20 protein-coding genes are annotated in these 14,838 nt (G+C 73.0%); 11 read left to right on the forward strand and 9 right to left on the reverse strand.

What is annotated here, in order from left to right; genetic code table 11:
• Nucleotides 1-15: 15 nt before the first annotated feature.
• The 3 genes from RQG84_RS04655 (at nt 16) to RQG84_RS04665 (ending at nt 2,537) form a co-directional block, all read left to right on the forward strand.
• The gene (locus tag RQG84_RS04655) at nt 16-1,905 is read left to right on the forward strand and encodes a penicillin-binding transpeptidase domain-containing protein (protein WP_311209063.1); all 1,890 of its coding nucleotides are present in this window, start codon (nt 16-18) and stop codon (nt 1,903-1,905) included.
• 94 nt (nt 1,906-1,999) lie between these two features.
• Nucleotides 2,000-2,098, forward strand: coding sequence for a phosphatidate cytidylyltransferase (locus tag RQG84_RS04660; RefSeq protein WP_311209064.1), 99 nt, complete (start codon nt 2,000-2,002; stop codon nt 2,096-2,098).
• A gap of 73 nt (nt 2,099-2,171) precedes the next feature.
• Nucleotides 2,172-2,537 (forward strand): DUF1330 domain-containing protein, encoded by a 366-nt coding sequence (locus tag RQG84_RS04665; RefSeq protein ID WP_311209065.1) that lies wholly within the window; start codon nt 2,172-2,174, stop codon nt 2,535-2,537.
• A gap of 9 nt (nt 2,538-2,546) precedes the next feature.
• On the opposite strand, the gene RQG84_RS04670 is transcribed toward RQG84_RS04665, so the two are convergent.
• A complete protein-coding gene (locus RQG84_RS04670) occupies nt 2,547-3,107 on the reverse strand; it encodes a copper resistance protein CopC (protein WP_311209066.1) in 561 nt (186 codons plus the stop codon).
• A gap of 143 nt (nt 3,108-3,250) precedes the next feature.
• Here RQG84_RS04670 and RQG84_RS04675 point away from each other — a divergent pair, with 143 nt between their 5' ends.
• From RQG84_RS04675 to RQG84_RS04685, 3 genes are read left to right on the forward strand one after another with little or no spacing between them, the layout of a single operon-like run.
• The gene (locus RQG84_RS04675) at nt 3,251-3,682 is read left to right on the forward strand and encodes a metalloregulator ArsR/SmtB family transcription factor (RefSeq protein WP_311209067.1); all 432 of its coding nucleotides are present in this window, start codon (nt 3,251-3,253) and stop codon (nt 3,680-3,682) included.
• Nucleotides 3,682-4,593: a cation diffusion facilitator family transporter gene (locus RQG84_RS04680; RefSeq protein ID WP_311209068.1), complete on the forward strand. Its 912-nt coding sequence runs from the start codon at nt 3,682-3,684 to the stop codon at nt 4,591-4,593. The genes RQG84_RS04675 and RQG84_RS04680 overlap by 1 nt, the downstream gene beginning before the upstream one ends.
• A 53-nt stretch (nt 4,594-4,646) precedes the next feature.
• Nucleotides 4,647-4,946 (forward strand): DUF427 domain-containing protein, encoded by a 300-nt coding sequence (locus RQG84_RS04685; RefSeq protein ID WP_311209069.1) that lies wholly within the window; start codon nt 4,647-4,649, stop codon nt 4,944-4,946.
• A gap of 58 nt (nt 4,947-5,004) precedes the next feature.
• Here RQG84_RS04685 and RQG84_RS04690 read toward each other — a convergent pair whose 3' ends face one another.
• Both RQG84_RS04690 and RQG84_RS04695 read right to left on the reverse strand, forming a co-directional pair.
• Nucleotides 5,005-5,901: an alpha/beta hydrolase gene (locus tag RQG84_RS04690; protein WP_311209070.1), complete on the reverse strand. Its 897-nt coding sequence runs from the start codon at nt 5,899-5,901 to the stop codon at nt 5,005-5,007.
• A 93-nt stretch (nt 5,902-5,994) separates the two neighbouring features.
• Nucleotides 5,995-6,726 carry a DUF3152 domain-containing protein gene (locus tag RQG84_RS04695; RefSeq protein WP_311209071.1) on the reverse strand — a complete coding sequence of 244 codons (732 nt, stop codon included), beginning with the start codon at nt 6,724-6,726 and terminating at the stop codon, nt 5,995-5,997.
• Nucleotides 6,727-6,888: 162 nt separating this feature from the next.
• On the opposite strand from RQG84_RS04695, the gene RQG84_RS04700 reads away from it, so the two are divergent.
• Both RQG84_RS04700 and RQG84_RS04705 read left to right on the forward strand, forming a co-directional pair.
• Nucleotides 6,889-7,878: a pirin family protein gene (locus tag RQG84_RS04700; protein ID WP_311209072.1), complete on the forward strand. Its 990-nt coding sequence runs from the start codon at nt 6,889-6,891 to the stop codon at nt 7,876-7,878.
• Between the two features lie 14 nt (nt 7,879-7,892).
• Nucleotides 7,893-8,237 carry a GNAT family N-acetyltransferase gene (locus tag RQG84_RS04705; protein WP_311209073.1) on the forward strand — a complete coding sequence of 115 codons (345 nt, stop codon included), beginning with the start codon at nt 7,893-7,895 and terminating at the stop codon, nt 8,235-8,237.
• A gap of 13 nt (nt 8,238-8,250) precedes the next feature.
• On the opposite strand, the gene RQG84_RS04710 is transcribed toward RQG84_RS04705, so the two are convergent.
• Nucleotides 8,251-8,715, reverse strand: coding sequence for a PGPGW domain-containing protein (locus RQG84_RS04710; protein WP_055962492.1), 465 nt, complete (start codon nt 8,713-8,715; stop codon nt 8,251-8,253).
• Between the two features lie 301 nt (nt 8,716-9,016).
• On the opposite strand from RQG84_RS04710, the gene RQG84_RS04715 reads away from it, so the two are divergent.
• Together RQG84_RS04715 and RQG84_RS04720 are read left to right on the forward strand one after the other, a co-directional pair.
• Nucleotides 9,017-10,105 (forward strand): S-(hydroxymethyl)mycothiol dehydrogenase, encoded by a 1,089-nt coding sequence (locus tag RQG84_RS04715; protein WP_311209074.1) that lies wholly within the window; start codon nt 9,017-9,019, stop codon nt 10,103-10,105.
• Complete coding sequence (locus RQG84_RS04720) at nt 10,105-10,737, forward strand: MBL fold metallo-hydrolase (RefSeq protein WP_311209075.1); 633 nt, start codon at nt 10,105-10,107, stop codon at nt 10,735-10,737. Before RQG84_RS04715 ends, RQG84_RS04720 begins: the two co-directional genes overlap by 1 nt.
• A gap of 13 nt (nt 10,738-10,750) precedes the next feature.
• On the opposite strand, the gene RQG84_RS04725 is transcribed toward RQG84_RS04720, so the two are convergent.
• A complete protein-coding gene (locus tag RQG84_RS04725) occupies nt 10,751-11,320 on the reverse strand; it encodes a WHG domain-containing protein (protein WP_311209076.1) in 570 nt (189 codons plus the stop codon).
• 64 nt (nt 11,321-11,384) lie between these two features.
• Between RQG84_RS04725 and RQG84_RS04730 the strand changes: the two genes are divergently transcribed.
• On the forward strand, nt 11,385-11,876 hold the full coding sequence (locus RQG84_RS04730) for an FBP domain-containing protein (protein ID WP_311209077.1): 492 nt from the start codon (nt 11,385-11,387) through the stop codon (nt 11,874-11,876).
• Nucleotides 11,877-11,886: 10 nt separating this feature from the next.
• Here RQG84_RS04730 and RQG84_RS04735 read toward each other — a convergent pair whose 3' ends face one another.
• From RQG84_RS04735 to RQG84_RS04750, 4 genes are all read right to left on the reverse strand, one after another.
• The gene (locus RQG84_RS04735) at nt 11,887-12,090 is read right to left on the reverse strand and encodes a DUF3618 domain-containing protein (protein WP_055962507.1); all 204 of its coding nucleotides are present in this window, start codon (nt 12,088-12,090) and stop codon (nt 11,887-11,889) included.
• Nucleotides 12,087-12,479, reverse strand: a complete 393-nt coding sequence (locus RQG84_RS04740) for a phage holin family protein (protein WP_055962510.1) — start codon at nt 12,477-12,479, stop codon at nt 12,087-12,089. Before RQG84_RS04740 ends, RQG84_RS04735 begins: the two co-directional genes overlap by 4 nt.
• A complete protein-coding gene (locus RQG84_RS04745) occupies nt 12,476-12,922 on the reverse strand; it encodes a hypothetical protein (RefSeq protein WP_311209078.1) in 447 nt (148 codons plus the stop codon). The genes RQG84_RS04740 and RQG84_RS04745 overlap by 4 nt, the downstream gene beginning before the upstream one ends.
• Nucleotides 12,923-13,025: 103 nt before the next feature.
• Complete coding sequence (locus RQG84_RS04750) at nt 13,026-14,717, reverse strand: FAD-binding dehydrogenase (RefSeq protein WP_311209079.1); 1,692 nt, start codon at nt 14,715-14,717, stop codon at nt 13,026-13,028.
• Nucleotides 14,718-14,838: the final 121 nt, after the last annotated feature.

Genomic DNA, 14,838 nt, shown 5'->3' on the forward strand with positions numbered 1-14,838 from the left:
TGGTCTACTTCGGGCATGTTCTCGGACCGGTCGTCCCGTGCCCGCACCCTCGCCGCCGGTCTGAGCCTCTCGCTCCTCCTCGGCACGACGGCCGGCTGCAGCCTCGGCGGGCCAAGCCCCGAGGACGCCGCCGAGGTCCTCGCCGACGCGCTCGTCGCGGGCGACGTGTCGTCGGTGCCCAGCACCAGCGACCCGAAGCGCAACCAGGCCGACCTCCAGCGGATCCTCGAGGCCGTGCCCGACGGGCAGGAGGTGGAGGTCGCGGTCGAGTCGGTCGACGAGAAGGACGACGTCACCACGGCCACCCTGTCGATCCGACGGACCATCGCCGGTGCCACCTGGTCGTACGCCAGCTCGGCGCAGCTCGTGGAGGGCGACGACGGCTGGCAGGTGGAGTGGAAGCCCTCGATCGTGGCTCCGGTGACCGGCACGGAGCGCCTGGCCGTGCGCCGGACGGCCGCGGAACGGGGCGAGATCCTCGGTGCGGACGACACGCCCATCGTGACGGCTCGTCCGGTGGTGCGGGTCGGCATCGACAAGACCGAGGCGGCACCCGACGCCGTGGGTGACGCTGCGCAGCGGTTGGCCGGCGTGCTCGACATCGACGCGGAGGGCTACCGCCGGCGCGTCGAGGCCGCCGGCGACCGCGCCTTCGTCGAGGGACTGGTGCTGCGCGCCGACGCCGACGTGCCGAGTGCCGACGAGCTCGCCCCAATCCCGGGTGCGGTGGCGATCGACGACGAGCTGCCGCTCGCCCCCAGCAGGGCGTTCGCCCAGCCCGTGCTCGGCAGCGTCGGCGAGGCGACGGCCGAGATCATCGAGAAGTCCGACGGCGACCTCGTGACCGGGGACCAGGCGGGGCTGTCCGGCCTGCAGGCCCGGTACGACCGCGCGCTGCGGGGTACCCCGGGCGTCGAGGTGGTGGCCGTCGACGACGAGGCCGGAGCCGACCCTCGCCGGCTCTTCCTGAGCGAGCCGAAGCCGGGCAAGCCGTTGCGCACGACGCTCGACCTCGAGCTGCAGGCCTCCGCCGACGAGCTCCTGGCCGACGTCGAGCCGGCCAGCGCGATCGTCGCGATCGAGCCGTCGACCGGCGCGATCCTGGCGCTGGCGAGCGGTCCCGGCGGTGAGGGGTCCGACACCGCGGCATCGGGACGGTACGCCCCAGGCTCGACGTTCAAGGTGGCCACCGCGCTGGCGTTCCTGCGGTCCGGCCTCGAGCCCACGACCGACGTGCCGTGCACCGCGACCGTGACCGTGGACGGCCGCAGGTTCGAGAACTACTCCGACTACCCGGCCTCGGCGATCGGTGAGATCCCGTTGCGGACCGCCATCGCCCAGTCCTGCAACACCGCCATGATCGCCAAGCGGGACGAGGCGCCCCAGGACGAGCTCACGGCGGCCGCCGCGGGCCTCGGACTCGGCCGCGACGTCGACCTCGGCATCCCGGCCTTCCTCGGCCAGGTGCCGACGGTGGCGGAGGGCACCGAGCGCGCCGCGTCGGTCATCGGCCAGGGCCGGGTGGAGGCGTCACCGCTCGCGATGGCCGTCCTCGCCGCGTCGGTGCAGGACCGAGCCCTGGTGACCCCTGTGCTGCTGCCCGACCTGGATCCGGACGAGCCGCCCGCCCCGGCCGACCCCGTGACGAAGCAGGAGGCGGGCGACCTGGCCGCGATGATGCGTGCGGTGGTGACCGACGGGAGCGGCGGGTTCCTGCAGGACGTCCCCGGTGACCCGGTCGCGGCCAAGACGGGCACGGCGGAGTACGGCGACGCCCAGCCTCCACGCACGCATGCCTGGATGATCGGCACGCAGGGTGACCTCGCGGTGGCGGTCTTCGTCGCCGACGGCGAGTCCGGCTCGGCCACCGCGGGACCGCTGCTCGAGGCGTTCCTGCGTCGCTGAGCCTGCCAGGGCCTCCGGCCTGGCGGGTCGGAGGCAGTGCCCAGGACGGGCCGGTGGGTGACCTGGTCGAGTCGATGGTCAAGCGCGGCGCGAGGTGAAGGACCCCGGCACGATGATGGCCGGCGCCGGCGGGCTGCTCGACCGCATCGACTCGCTGCTGATGGCGCTGGCCCTCGTCCTGGTGCTGGGCTGACCTGGTGCTGGGCTGACCGGGTGCTGGGCTGACTGTCGGGCACACTGGACCGACCCCGACGAGAGGACCACCCATGGCCGTCGACCCCACCGGCTCCGACCTCAAGGCCTTCCTCGCGGCCGACGACGGCGGACCGGTCGTGATGCTCAACCTGCTGCGCTTCGCCCCCGGCGGCCGCGAGCTCTACGCCGAGTACTCACGCGCCGTCGTCTCGACGTTCCTGCCGCGGGTGGGCGGCGAGGTCGTGTACGCCGGCCGGGGCCACGCCGCGCTCGTCGCCGAGGACGGTCAGGCCTGGGACGCCGTGCTCCTGGTCCGCTACCCCTCGCGCGCGGCCTTCGCCCGCATGGTCGCGGACCCGGAGTACCAGCAGGTCACCCACCTGCGGACCGAGGCGCTCAGCGAGGCCGTGCTGCAGCCGACCTCGGCGTGGGGCTGACGGAGCGGCTCAGACCTCGTCCTCGCCGTCGGCCGACGTGAGGCCGACCTTGACGATGTAGACGATCAGGGCCGACGAGATCACGAGGAAGCCCAGGACCCACAGCGGAGCCCACTTCTGCGTGGGCTCGTCCTCGACCTCGGTGATGGTCACGTCGTCCTGGGAGCTGCCGGAGGCGCCGGCCGACGCCGACGGCTCCGAGGCGCTCGCGCCGGCACTCACCGTGAAGCCGACCTGGCCGCTCACGGCGTGGCCGTCGGCCGAGACGACGCGGTAGACGAGCCGGTAGGCGCCGGGCTCGGCGTCGGCGGTGCGCACGCCCACGAGGACCCGACGTCCGGCCACGGTCACCTCGCCGTCGTCGAGCCGGGTGCCCGAGGAGTCGAGCAAGCGCAGCACCGCGCCACTGCCGATCTCCTCGTTCAACGTCACCGAGACGGTCTGCGGCAGCGCGCTCATGGTGGCGCCGTCGGCGGGGTCGGACGACTCCACGGACGCGTGAGCGAGGGCCGGCGTCGGCACGGCGAGCAACGCAAGGGTCGCGACGAGACCGAGGACGAACGAGCGCACGGGCTACCTCCAGGAGCGGCGGCGGGAACAGGTCGGCTACGACGCACTGTAGTAGCGCTCGCCTGAGCGCCGGGACGCAGTGCGGCTCGTGGCAGGTGCCTCGAGGGTGGCACATCAGCGCCCGACGGCGCTATCATCGTCGTATGGCGATGAAGCATCACCCGTCTGACGGCCACGTCACCCGGCGGACCGGAGCGGGCGCGCGCACCCACGAGCAGCACCGGCACGCCGACCTCGACGTCGGGACCGACGGGACCGACCTCGTCGCCCGGCTGCTCCACGGGTTCGCCGACCCGGGCCGGCTGCGGATCCTCGAGCACCTCCGGCTCGGGGAGCACCGCGTGGTCGAGCTGACCGCCCACCTGGGGCTCGCCCAGTCCACGGTCTCGGCCCACCTGGCGTGCCTGCGCGACTGCGGCCTGCTCGACGTGCGCCACGAGGGCCGCTCGTCGTACTACCGGCTGGCCCACCCGGAGGCCACCGAGGCGCTGCTGCGGGCGAGCAGCCTGCTGCTCGACCGCACCGTCGGCGGCACCCCGGAGCCCGACGCGACCGAGCCGACCGGAGCGGCCTGATGGGTCACGGCCACGCGCACGGTCACGCCGGGGGACCCGCCAGCGGTCGACACCGCGGGCGGCTGACCGTGGTGTTCGTCCTCGTCGCCGCGTTCTTCGTCGTCGAGCTCGTCTACGGCATCCTCGCGTCGTCCCTCGCCCTGCTGTCCGACGCCGGTCACATGGCCGCCGACGTCGTCACGCTCGGCGCCGCGCTCGCCGCCACCAAGGTGGCCACCCGGCCCGACACGACCGGGCGACGGACGTTCGGCTCCTACCGCGCGGAGGTGTTCGCGTCGGGGTTCGCCGTGCTCGTCATGCTCGGAGTGTCCGTCTACGTCGTGGTCGAGGCGCTGGCCCGGGTCGGCTCCACGGTCGAGGTCCAGACCCGGCCGATGATCGTCGTCGGCACCCTCGGGCTGGTGGTGAACGTCGTCGCTCTCGTGATGCTGCGCGCGGGCGCCGGTGAGTCGCTCGTGATGCGCGGCGCCTACCTCGAGGTCGTCGCCGACACCGCGGGCTCCGTCGGCGTGGTCGTCGCCGGTGTCCTCGTGGCCACCACGGGGCAGACCGGGTGGGACGCCGGCGTCGCGCTGGCCATCGGGGCCTTCGTGGCCGTGCGGGCGGTGCTGCTCGGGCGCCAGGTCCTCGCCGTGCTCGGTCAGCACGCGCCCGAGGGCCTCGACGTGGAGGAGGTGGTCACGGACCTGCAGGCCATCGAGGGCGTCGGCGACGTGCACGACCTGCACGTCTGGGTCCTCACCTCCGGCATGAACGTGGCCACCGCCCACCTCGTGGCCGACGGCAGCGCCGACGTCGACGTGATCCTCGCCGAGGCCAGAGCCGCGCTGCGCGACCGGCACGGCGTCGAGCACGCGACCCTGCAGGTCGAGGGCGCCCGCGCACCGGAGTGCCACAGCGTCGACTGGTGAGCCCGTGCCAGGCTGGTGGGTACCCCCCACGAGCCGAAGCCAGGAGGACTGCCGTGCCGAGCTACCGCGCCGTCCTCGACGGCCACGTGGTCGCGGAGAGCGACGCGACGGTCACGGTCGAGGGACACCGGTACTTCCCGCTCGACGCGATCAGGCCTGGCGTGCTCGAGCCGTCCTGGATGCGGTCGCTCTGCTACTGGAAGGGCGTTGCCCGCTACTTCCACGTGACGGCCGGCGGGCGCACGATCCGCCACGCCGCGTGGACCTACCGGCACCCGTCCCCGCTCGCGCGGCGGATCAAGGGCCACGTGGCGTTCTGGCCCGGCGACGCGCGGGTCGAGGAGTCGGCCTAGGTCCTGCGCCGCCGACGTCGCCGCCGGGGAGCCGACGGTTGCTCGAGCCCGGGTCCACTCACGGTGACGACGTCGTCGCCACGTCGGCGCCCACCGCACGCATCCACGGTTCCACCTCGTCCAGCACGGCGACGTGACCGGAGCCCGGGAGGAGCCGGAGGTCGGTTGTCGGGACGAGCTCGGCGAGCCGCTCGGCATGGTGCGACGGCACGATCCGGTCGTCGGCGCCGTGGAAGAGCGTGCACCGGGCGGTGATCGTCGCGAGGTCGACGCCCCACGGTGCGACGAACGCCAGGTCGTCGTCGATCTCCCCATGGTCGCTGCCGGCCGAGCTGGCGGCCTGGGCGTCCTGCCCGATGGCCGCCCAGGGTCCGGACAGGGCGGTGAGGTCGTCGGCGGTGAAGCTCTCGGGGTCGAGCTCGGCGTGCTGCTGGTGGCGTTCCCGCGCCGCGCGGCCGTCGGCGGCCGGACGAAGTCCGCCACCGCCGCCGGCCATGCCGGTGAACCAGCCCGGTGTGTGGTCGTACGGAGCGGGCGAGGCGAAGGTGGCCACGTGGGTCGCGCGGTCACCGAGGAGGACGGCCAGTGCGAGGGCGTGTGGACCGCCACCGGAGTAGCCCGCCACCGCGGTGCGGGCGATCCCGAGCTGGTCGAGCGTCTCGTGCACGTCCGCGGCACAGTCCAGGACGGTGCGACCGGGGCGTCGCGGGCTGGCTCCGTAGCCCGGCCGGGTCACCGAGAGGAGTCGCAGTCCACTCGCCCGGGCTGCAGCGACCACGGGCGCGGGGTGGCGTCCGGTGTGGGGTGTCCCGTACAGGAAGACGAGGGAGGGAGCGGACGGCTCGTCGACACCGGCGACGTGCACGTCGAGCACGCGGCCGTCCGACAGCGCCAAGGACCGAGCCGTCACGCCGGTCCACTCCACCAGGTCGTCCGGCTGACCAGCAGGCTGCACGCGAGGTCCATGCTCCTCACCCTCGCGCACGGGGAGCGCGGTGTGAAGACCTCCCGGGCGCTGCTCGGCCGCTCACGGGCTCGGTGACGTCGCTCAGGGCCAGGGGTTCTTCACGCAGCCCTGCAGGCCCTTGGTCTGTTGCAGCATGACGGGCGCCTTCGCCCCGGGTGCCGGGCAGCCGACGTGGTACTTGCCGAGGGCGTGCCCGACCTCGTGGTTCACGAGGTAGGTGCGGTAGCCGCTGAGGTCGTCGCCGTAGTACTGGACGCCCAGCGCCCAGCGCTTGACGTTGAGCACGACCCGCGAGCCGCTGCGGCACGACACCTCGCCCCGGGTGAGCAGCGGGGCGCACAGCCGGTCGACGGTGTCGGGGCTCGCCAGCATGATCTGGAAGTCGCCGCCGCCCTCGACCTGCTCGAAGGACCAGCCGTCCGAGCGCCAGCCGCGCTCGTCGCCCAGCACCTGCGCGACCTGCCGGGCGAAGCGGTCGGGGTCCTGGGGCAGGCCTCCCTCGACCTCCACGGAGTAGCGGCGGTTGCGCCCGGACCCGGCTCCGGCCACGTCGGCGACCGCGGCCGTGGCGAACGTGCCCTCGCCGCTCTGCGGGAAGTCGGTCGGCTCCGGGGCGGGGGTTGTCTTCGTGGGGGTGGGCTTCGGCGCCGGGGTCAGCGTCGGCATGACGGCGTCGTCGGCCCACGACACGTTCGTGGCGGCCGACGCGGCGGGCTCGTCCGACGACGGACGGACGGCGGCCAGCACCACCACCACGAGCGTGACGAGCACCGATCCGCCGAGCGCTGCGGCACGGCGCCGACGTCGACGCATGGCACGCTGCCTCGCCGCGCGGTGGCGACCCACAGCGGTGGAACTCGCGCGGCGCGAGGGGCCGGGCTCGCGCTCTGTCACCTGCACAGACTACGCGGAGCTACCCTGGCGACGACCGGTGCCGCGACACGGCACCGTCACGACGAAGGGGTGGAGCGGCCCATGAGCAACACCGAGACATCGCCCGACGAGCTGGTGTGTGGTGAAGACTCCGCCGCCGAGCTGCAGGTCCTCACCCCGCGCGACGTGCCGCTCGGCGGGCCGCGCGCCATGACCGTGCGCCGCACGCTGCCCCAGCGTCAGCGCTCCCTCATCGGCGCCTGGTGCTTCCTCGACCACTACGGACCGGACGACGTGTCCGAGTCCGGCGGCATGGACGTGCCGCCCCACCCGCACACCGGGCTGCAGACGGTCAGCTGGCTGTTCTCGGGGACCATCGAGCACCGCGACAGCGCCGGGTTCCACGCCGACGTACGACCCGGGGAGCTCAACCTCATGACGTCGGGCCGCGGCATCAGCCACTCCGAGCGCTCCACGCGCGACACGACGGTGCTGCACGGTGCCCAGCTGTGGGTGGCGCTGCCGCAGGAGGCGCGCTTCGTCGACAAGACCTTCGAGCACTACGCCCCACCGACCCTCGAGGGCAGCGCCGACGGAGGTGCCTGGCGCGCGCAGGTGTTCCTCGGCAGCCTGCTGGGCTCCACGTCCCCTGTCTCCACCCACACCCCGCTGCTGGGTGCCGAGCTGCGCCTCGACGCCGGCACGGTGCTGCAGCTCGATGTCGACCCGACGTTCGAGCACGGCGTGCTCGTGGACACCGGCGCCGTCCTCGCCGACGCCGACCCGATCGCGAAGGACGAGCTGGGCTACCTCGCCCCCGGCCGTGACCGCATCACGCTGCGCGCGAGCCAGGACAGCCGGGTGCTGCTCATCGGCGGGCCGCCGTTCCGCGAGCAGATCGTCATGTGGTGGAACTTCGTCGGTCGCAGCCACGACGACGTGGTGGAGTACCGCGACGCGTGGATGGCCGAGATCGACGGCAAGGCCGCCGGCGCCGCGTCCGACGGTCTGTACGGCCTGCCCGAGGGCGACCCCGAGCGTGCCCTCCCCGCCCCCGAGCTGCCCAACGCCCGCATCCGCCCGCGCGGCTGACCAGGAGGACACCCATGGCCCTCGACCCGATCGAGCACGACGGCATCACGGTCCGGCATGCCCCCGACCGGCACCGCTACGAGCTGGCGGACGGTGAGGAGGTCATCGGGCACACCGACTACCGGGAGCTCGGCGACGACGGCGCCCCCACGCACGGAACCATCACGCACAGGGACTTCCTGCACACGGAGGTCGACGACGCCTACGGCGGGCGTGGGCTCGCGTCGGTGCTCGTGCAGTTCGCCCTCGACGACGTGCGCGCGGCGGGCCTGCGCATCGTGCCGCACTGCCCCTACGTCGCGGGCTGGATCCGCAAGCACGAGGGCCGGTCCGACGACCTCGTCGACTGGCCCGCCTGAGGCTCGGTCCGGTCTACGTCTCGGCGATCTCGCGCTCGACGTCGGCCATCGGTCGGCCGCGGAAGCGACGGAAGCTGTAGACGATCGTCGCCAGGGCGATGGCGGCGGAGAAGATGAGCGTGGCGCCGGTGCCCCAGCCGCCGAGCAGCCACCAGGACTCGCGCAGCGGCCACCAGTCGGGAGCAGGCGGACGCAGCCCCCACACGACGCCGAGCCCTGCGAGCCACACGACGCCGAGCAGCGACAGCGCGACCCGCGGCCAGGTCTGCACGCCCTGCGCGGCGGTGCGCAGGGCCGCGTCCTTGACGGGCTCGACGCGTCGGCGCGCCCACTCGTAGCGCTGTGACAGCAGGGCCAGACCGCCGAACAGCAGCAGCAGGCCGGGCCCGGGAAGGAAGATCGCGGCGAGGCCGAGCAGGACCATGATCCAGCCGAGCACCTCGAGCGCGAGGGTCTTGCCGTGGTCGATGACGCCCATGTGGTCCTTCCGTCGTCGCTGGCCGGAGCGTAGCGGGTCGATCTGAACAGGTGGCTCAGCGCTTGGCCATCAGCATCCGGACGAGGTAGATGACGGCCACGACCACGAGGATGAGCAGGATGATGCGCACGGGAGGCTCCTTCGCCCGGACGCGCCGGTCGCGTCGGTGCTTGAACGGTAGGCCCGTCGGGCGCGACCTGCACGGCAGACCTCGACTCCCGCTCAGTGGGCTGGACCGAGCGGGCCACCCACTGCTCCGCTAGCGTCGGCGGTGAGCCACGCCACCCCCAGGAGGAACCCGATGCCGCAGACCGTCAAGGCCGTCGTCGCCCGCAGCAAGGGCGCACCCGTCACCGTCGAGAACATCGTCGTGCCCGACCCCGGGCCCGGTGAGGCGGTCGTGGCCGTGCAGGCCTGCGGGGTGTGCCACACCGACCTGCACTACCGCGAGGGCGGCATCAACGACGAGTTCCCATTCCTGCTCGGCCACGAGGCCGCGGGCGTCGTCGAGTCGGTCGGCGAAGGTGTCACCGAGGTGGCCCCGGGCGACTTCGTGGTGCTCAACTGGCGTGCCGTGTGCGGTGACTGCCGGGCCTGCAAGCGGGGCCGCCCGCAGTACTGCTTCGCCACCTTCAACGCCGAGCAGAAGATGACGCTCGAGGACGGCACCGAGCTCTCGCCGGCGCTCGGCATCGGCGCGTTCGCGGAGAAGACCCTCGTGGCCGCCGGGCAGTGCACCAAGGTCGACCCCGAGGCCGACCCGGCCGCCGTCGGGCTGCTCGGATGCGGCGTGATGGCCGGCATCGGTGCCGCGATCAACACCGGCAACGTGGGTCGCGGCGACTCCGTGGCCGTCATCGGCTGCGGCGGCGTGGGCATCGCCGCCGTCGCCGGAGCGCGTCTGGCCGGAGCGGCCAAGATCATCGCCGTGGACCTCGACCCGCGCAAGCTCGAGCAGGCCACGGCCCTCGGCGCGACCCACACCGTCGACGCCTCGAAGGACGACGTGGTGGAGCGCATCCAGGAGCTCACCGACACGTTCGGCGCCGACGTCGTGATCGAGGCTGTCGGCCGTCCCGAGACCTGGGAGCAGGCCTTCTACGCCCGCGACCTCGCCGGCACCGTGGTCCTGGTCGGCGTGCCCACGCCGGACATGAAGGTCCCCGAGCTGCCGCTCATCGACGTGTTCGGTCGTGGCGGCTCGCTCAAGTCCAGCTGGTACGGCGACTGCCTGCCGAGCCGCGACTTCCCGATGCTCGTCGACCTGTACCGCCAGGGTCGGCTCGACCTCGACGCCTTCGTCACCGAGCGCATCGGCATCGACGACGTCGAGGCCGCGTTCGACAAGATGCACGGCGGCGACGTCCTGCGTTCGGTGGTGATGATCTGATGGCCGCCCAGGTGACCAAGGTCGTCACGTCGGGCCAGTTCGCGCTCGACGGCGGCAGCTGGGACGTCGACAACAACGTGTGGATCGTCGGTGACGACAGCGAGGTGGTCGTCGTCGACGCACCGCACGACGCCGAGGCCATCGCCGCGGCCGTCGACGGTCGCACGGTGCGGGCCATCGTGCTCACGCACGGGCACAACGACCACCTGAACGCCTCGGTGCAGCTGCGCGACCTCACCGGCGCCCCCATCTGGTTCCCGTCGGCCGACGCCATGCTGTGGGAGGCCGAGCACGGCACCGACGTGCGACCGGACCACGACCTCACCGACGGCACGACCTTCGAGGTGGCCGGCAGCACGTTGCGGGCCGTCGCGACCCCGGGCCACTCCCCCGGCAGCACCTGCCTCTACAGCGAGGACCTCGGCGTCCTGTTCAGCGGTGACACGCTGTTCAACGGCGGGCCCGGTGCCACCGGACGCAGCTACTCCAGCTTCGACACGATCGTCGCGTCCATCCGTGACCACCTGCTGACGCTGCCCGAGGACACCGTCGTGCACACCGGCCACGGTGACGACACGCTCATCGGCGACGAGGCGCCCCACCTGCAGGAGTGGATCGACCGAGGTCACTGAGCCTGTCGCAGGCTCAGGCGGGCGGCCAGGTGTCGAGCGCGCGGTGCAGCACGTCGACGGCCCGGTCCCAGCTGACGCCGGCCTCGGGGTCGCTGTGGTCGAAGGACCCGGTGGCCTCGAGGGCGATGAACCCGTGGACGGTGCTGCCGATCAGTCGCACGGCGTGCACGTGGTCCTGCTCCGGCACGCCGTAGCCGCGCAGCACGGAGGCGAGCAGCTGGGTGTGGCGTCGCCCCGCCTCGACGCCGTCGTGGTCGGGGGCCAGTCGGCGTCGGGTCGCCGCGTACCGGCCGGGGTGGACGCGCGCGTAGTCGCGGTAGGCGTCGGCCAGGGCGCGCAGCGCCGATCCCGCGGAGCGGCCGGCGACGTTCCTCGACGCTGCGTCGGCCATCTCGTCGAGCGCCCGCACCGTGATGCCGTCGCGGAGCGCCTCGGCGCCGTCGACGTGCGCGTACAGGCTGGGCGTGCGGATGCCCACGGCGCGCGCGACGGCGGACGGCGTCACCGCCTCGAAGCCGAGCTGGTCGGCGAGGTCGGCGGCGGCATCGAGGACGAGCGAGCGAGTGAGTCCGGCACGGGGCACGCGATCAGCCTATCACCACTAGGTGTATACCTAATGGTGTTAGGAAACGATGAAGGGACGCTCCATGCAACCGCTCTCCGCCGACCAGGTCCGGGCCTGCTTCGTGAACAGCTCGCGCAGCAAGGTCGCCTCCATGACGCTGCCCGCGCCGTGGCCGCCCGACCGCCTCGAGGAGCGCGACTACCTCGGCTGGGTCGACGCGAAGGCCCCGCAGCGCGCCTACGTCGTGCTGGGTGAGGACATCAGCGACGAGCCCGTGGGCATCGAGCTGCGGGTCGGCACGTCCGTCGGGCCTGCGCGGACGACCTTGTGCGACTGGTGCCGCACCGACGACGGCACGTCGACGGCGCGGCTGCTGGTCGCCCGACGGGCGGGCCCACGGGGCCGGGCCGGCGACACGGTCGGGCAGTACGTGTGCGGCGACCTCGCCTGCTGGAAGCGCGTGCGCCGACCTCTCAAGCCGCACGACAAGTCGATCACGGGCGCGCCCGACCTGCGGGTGGACGACCTGCGCTCGCGGGTGCTCGAGTTCGTCGAGTGGGTGCGTGCTGCCTGAGCGAGGTGGCTCAGCCGCGACGCAGCAGCACGATGCCGACGACCGCGGCCACGGCGGCCCCGGCCAGCACGGCGATACGGCCCTTGTCGGCCTCGGCAACGGCGTCCTGGGCGCGCGACTTGACGTCGAGCTTGTCGCCCAGGGCGTCGACCGTCTCGGCCAGGTGCTCACGGGTGGCCGCGATCTCGGCCTCCAGCTGGTCGCGCTCGCTCATGACGGGTTCCCCTTCGCTGCGGCGACGTCGGCCTGCACGCTCTCGACGCGTGCGGCAGGAGCCTGCGCGACCTTCGAGACGTTGCTCTTGCCCAGCAGGGCGGCCACGCCGGCCACCACGAACAGGGCGACCGCCACGATGAGCGCGGCGAGCCACGGGTCGGTCACGTTGGCCAGACCCAGCACGGCGGCACTGAGCAGCACACCGAGGCCGTAGAGCGCGATCACGCCGGCGGCGCCGAACAGACCGGCACCCACGCCGACCCGCTTGCCGGCCTGCGCGAGGTCGTCCTTGGCGAGGGCCATCTCGGCCCGGATCAGGGTCGAGATGTCCTCGGTGGCCTGCGCGATCAGGCGGCCGGTGGACTCGTCCTGCGGCGCCGCGGTCACGGGCGACCCAGGCGGTCTTCGGCGAGGTCGGCCGCCGTGGGCGGCGTGGTCACCGAGGGCGAGCTAGGGACCTCGGTGTCGGCCTCGGCCAGGTCGGCGTCGAGCTGGGGGTCGGCGACCTCGTCGATCGCGAACGACGGGTCGGCCGGGTCGGCCGAGACGCCGTCGGAGGACGCGTCGTCGGACCGGTGACTCTTGACCGCGTCGACGACCTTGGAGCCGGCCGCGCTCGCGGCGCTGGTGGCGGCGTCGGCGGCAGCGCTGCCGGCAGCACCGGCGGCGCTCTTGGCGGCGTCGGCGGCATGGTCCACGCCGCTCTGGACGGTGGGAGAGTTCCAGACCTTCTGGGACTGGGTGCGGATCTGGTCGTAGCGCTCGCGGCCGGCCTTCGTGCCGAGCACGTAGCCGGCGACGCCAGCAGCCGCGATGAGCAGCTTGTTCACGTCGGACCCTCCTTCGGTGGTGGTCCGTCCATCTTGCTCCACTCCGTCGCGGCCAGCCAGTCGGGCCGCCCCACGCCGCTCCCCGAGCCCGTCGAGGGGGCCCTCAGGACAGACGTCGTCCGAGCGATCGCCCCGCCGCACGGCCGGAGAAGATGCACCCGCCGAGGAAGGTGCCCTCCAGGGCGTTGTGCCCGTGGACCCCGCCACCGCCGAAGCCCGCGACCTCGCCGGCCGCGTAGAGGCCGGGCACGGGCATGCCGCTGTCGTCGAGCACGCGGGACTCGAGGTCGGTCTGCAGCCCGCCCAGCGTCTTGCGCGACAGGATGTTCAGCCGGACGGCGATCAGCGGACCGTGCTCGGGGTCGAGGATCTTGTGCGGCTTGGCCACGCGCACGATCTTGTCGGTGCGGGAGCGACGCGCGTTGTGCACGGCCATGAGCTGCAGGTCCTTGCTGAACGCGTTGTCGACCTCGCGGTCGCGCTCCACGACCTGCTGCTCCAGCGTGGCGAGGTCGATCGTGGCCCCGCCGCGGCTCCTCGCGTTCATCCCCTCGACCAGCTCGGCCAGCGTGTGCGCGACGACGAAGTCCTCGCCGTGCTGCTTGAACTTCTCGACCGGCTCCGGTGCGCCCTTCGCGAGCCGCGTCTGGGCGAGGAACTTCAGGTCCTTGCCGGTGATGTCGGGGTTCTGCTCCGAGCCCGACAGCGCGAACTCCTTCTCGATGATCGACTGCGTGAGCACGAGCCAGGAGTAGTCGTGGCCCGTGGCCAGGATCTCCTTCATCGTGCCCATCGTGTCGAAGCCAGGGAAGTTGGGCGCGGGCAGCCGTCGGCCGGTCGCGTCGAACCAGAGCGACGACGGGCCGGGGATGATGCGGATGGCGTGGTCGGGCCAGATCGGGTCCCAGTTGTGCACGCCCTCGGTGTAGGCCCACATGCGGTCGCGGTTGACCACGCGGCCGCCGGCGGACTCGGTGATGGCGAGCATGCGGCCGTCCACGTGGGCGGGCACGCCGAGGATCATGTGCTCCGGCGCGGGTCCGAGGCGGTCGGTGGGCCAGGACTCCCGCATCAGGTCGCGGTTGTGGCCGATGCCGCCGGACGTGACCACCACGGCGGCGGCGCGCTCCTCGAACGTGCCGACCGGGGTGCGCGACGACGCGACGCCACGGTCGGACTCGTCCGGCTCCAGCTCGGTGCCGCGCACGCCGACCACCGACCCGCCCTCGACGACCAGGTCGTCGACCTGGCGGCGGAAGGCGAACCGCACCCGCCCGGCGCGCTCGGCGGCCAGCACGGGCTCGGCGAACACGCGCACGACCTCGGGACCGGTGCCCCACGTGAGGTGGAACCGCGGGACGGAGTTGCCGTGCCCGCTCGCGCTGCCGCTGCCGCGCTCGGCCCAGCCCACGATCGGCAGGACCTTGAGGCCGAGGTCGCGCAGGTACTGGCGCTTCTCGGTGGCCGCGAAGTGCACGTACGCCTCCGCCCAGCGTCGGCCCCAGGCGTCGTGCCCGGTCTCGTCGTCGGCCGGACTCTCGAACGCCGCGGAGCCGAACCAGTCCTGCAGGGCGAGCTCGGGCGAGTCCTTGATGCCCATGCGCCGCTGCTCCGGGGAGTCGACGAGGAACAGCCCGCCGAGCGACCAGAAGGCCTGCCCGCCGAGGTTCGACCGGTTCTCCTGCTCGACGACCAGCACGCTGCGGCCGGCCAGCACCAGCTCGTGCGTCGCCACCAGCCCCGCCAGTCCGGCACCCACCACGATCACGTCAGGTTCGAAGCTCTTCTGGTCCACCCCCCGATCCTGCCAGGCCTCCCGACCACCGCACGTCCCGGCGATTCCCATCACTTGATGGGAATCATGAGCCCACCACGGGAATCTCCCACTCACCATGGCGTGCCCGCCATGGTGAGTG

It is taken from the genome of Aeromicrobium sp. WCS2018Hpa-31 (assembly GCF_031843905.1).
Classification (GTDB): domain Bacteria; phylum Actinomycetota; class Actinomycetes; order Propionibacteriales; family Nocardioidaceae; genus Aeromicrobium.

Coding starts and splice junctions, on each gene's coding strand:
- RQG84_RS04655 (WP_311209063.1), top strand. CDS start 16: ATGTTCTCGGACCGGTCGTCCCGTGCCCGCACCCTCGCCGCCGGTCTG.
- RQG84_RS04665 (WP_311209065.1), top strand. CDS start 2,172: ATGGCCGTCGACCCCACCGGCTCCGACCTCAAGGCCTTCCTCGCGGCC.
- RQG84_RS04675 (WP_311209067.1), top strand. CDS start 3,251: ATGGCGATGAAGCATCACCCGTCTGACGGCCACGTCACCCGGCGGACC.
- RQG84_RS04680 (WP_311209068.1), top strand. CDS start 3,682: ATGGGTCACGGCCACGCGCACGGTCACGCCGGGGGACCCGCCAGCGGT.
- RQG84_RS04695 (WP_311209071.1), bottom strand. CDS start 6,726: ATGCGTCGACGTCGGCGCCGTGCCGCAGCGCTCGGCGGATCGGTGCTC.
- RQG84_RS04700 (WP_311209072.1), top strand. CDS start 6,889: ATGAGCAACACCGAGACATCGCCCGACGAGCTGGTGTGTGGTGAAGAC.
- RQG84_RS04705 (WP_311209073.1), top strand. CDS start 7,893: ATGGCCCTCGACCCGATCGAGCACGACGGCATCACGGTCCGGCATGCC.
- RQG84_RS04710 (WP_055962492.1), bottom strand. CDS start 8,715: ATGGGCGTCATCGACCACGGCAAGACCCTCGCGCTCGAGGTGCTCGGC.
- RQG84_RS04715 (WP_311209074.1), top strand. CDS start 9,017: ATGCCGCAGACCGTCAAGGCCGTCGTCGCCCGCAGCAAGGGCGCACCC.
- RQG84_RS04720 (WP_311209075.1), top strand. CDS start 10,105: ATGGCCGCCCAGGTGACCAAGGTCGTCACGTCGGGCCAGTTCGCGCTC.
- RQG84_RS04730 (WP_311209077.1), top strand. CDS start 11,385: ATGCAACCGCTCTCCGCCGACCAGGTCCGGGCCTGCTTCGTGAACAGC.
- RQG84_RS04735 (WP_055962507.1), bottom strand. CDS start 12,090: ATGAGCGAGCGCGACCAGCTGGAGGCCGAGATCGCGGCCACCCGTGAG.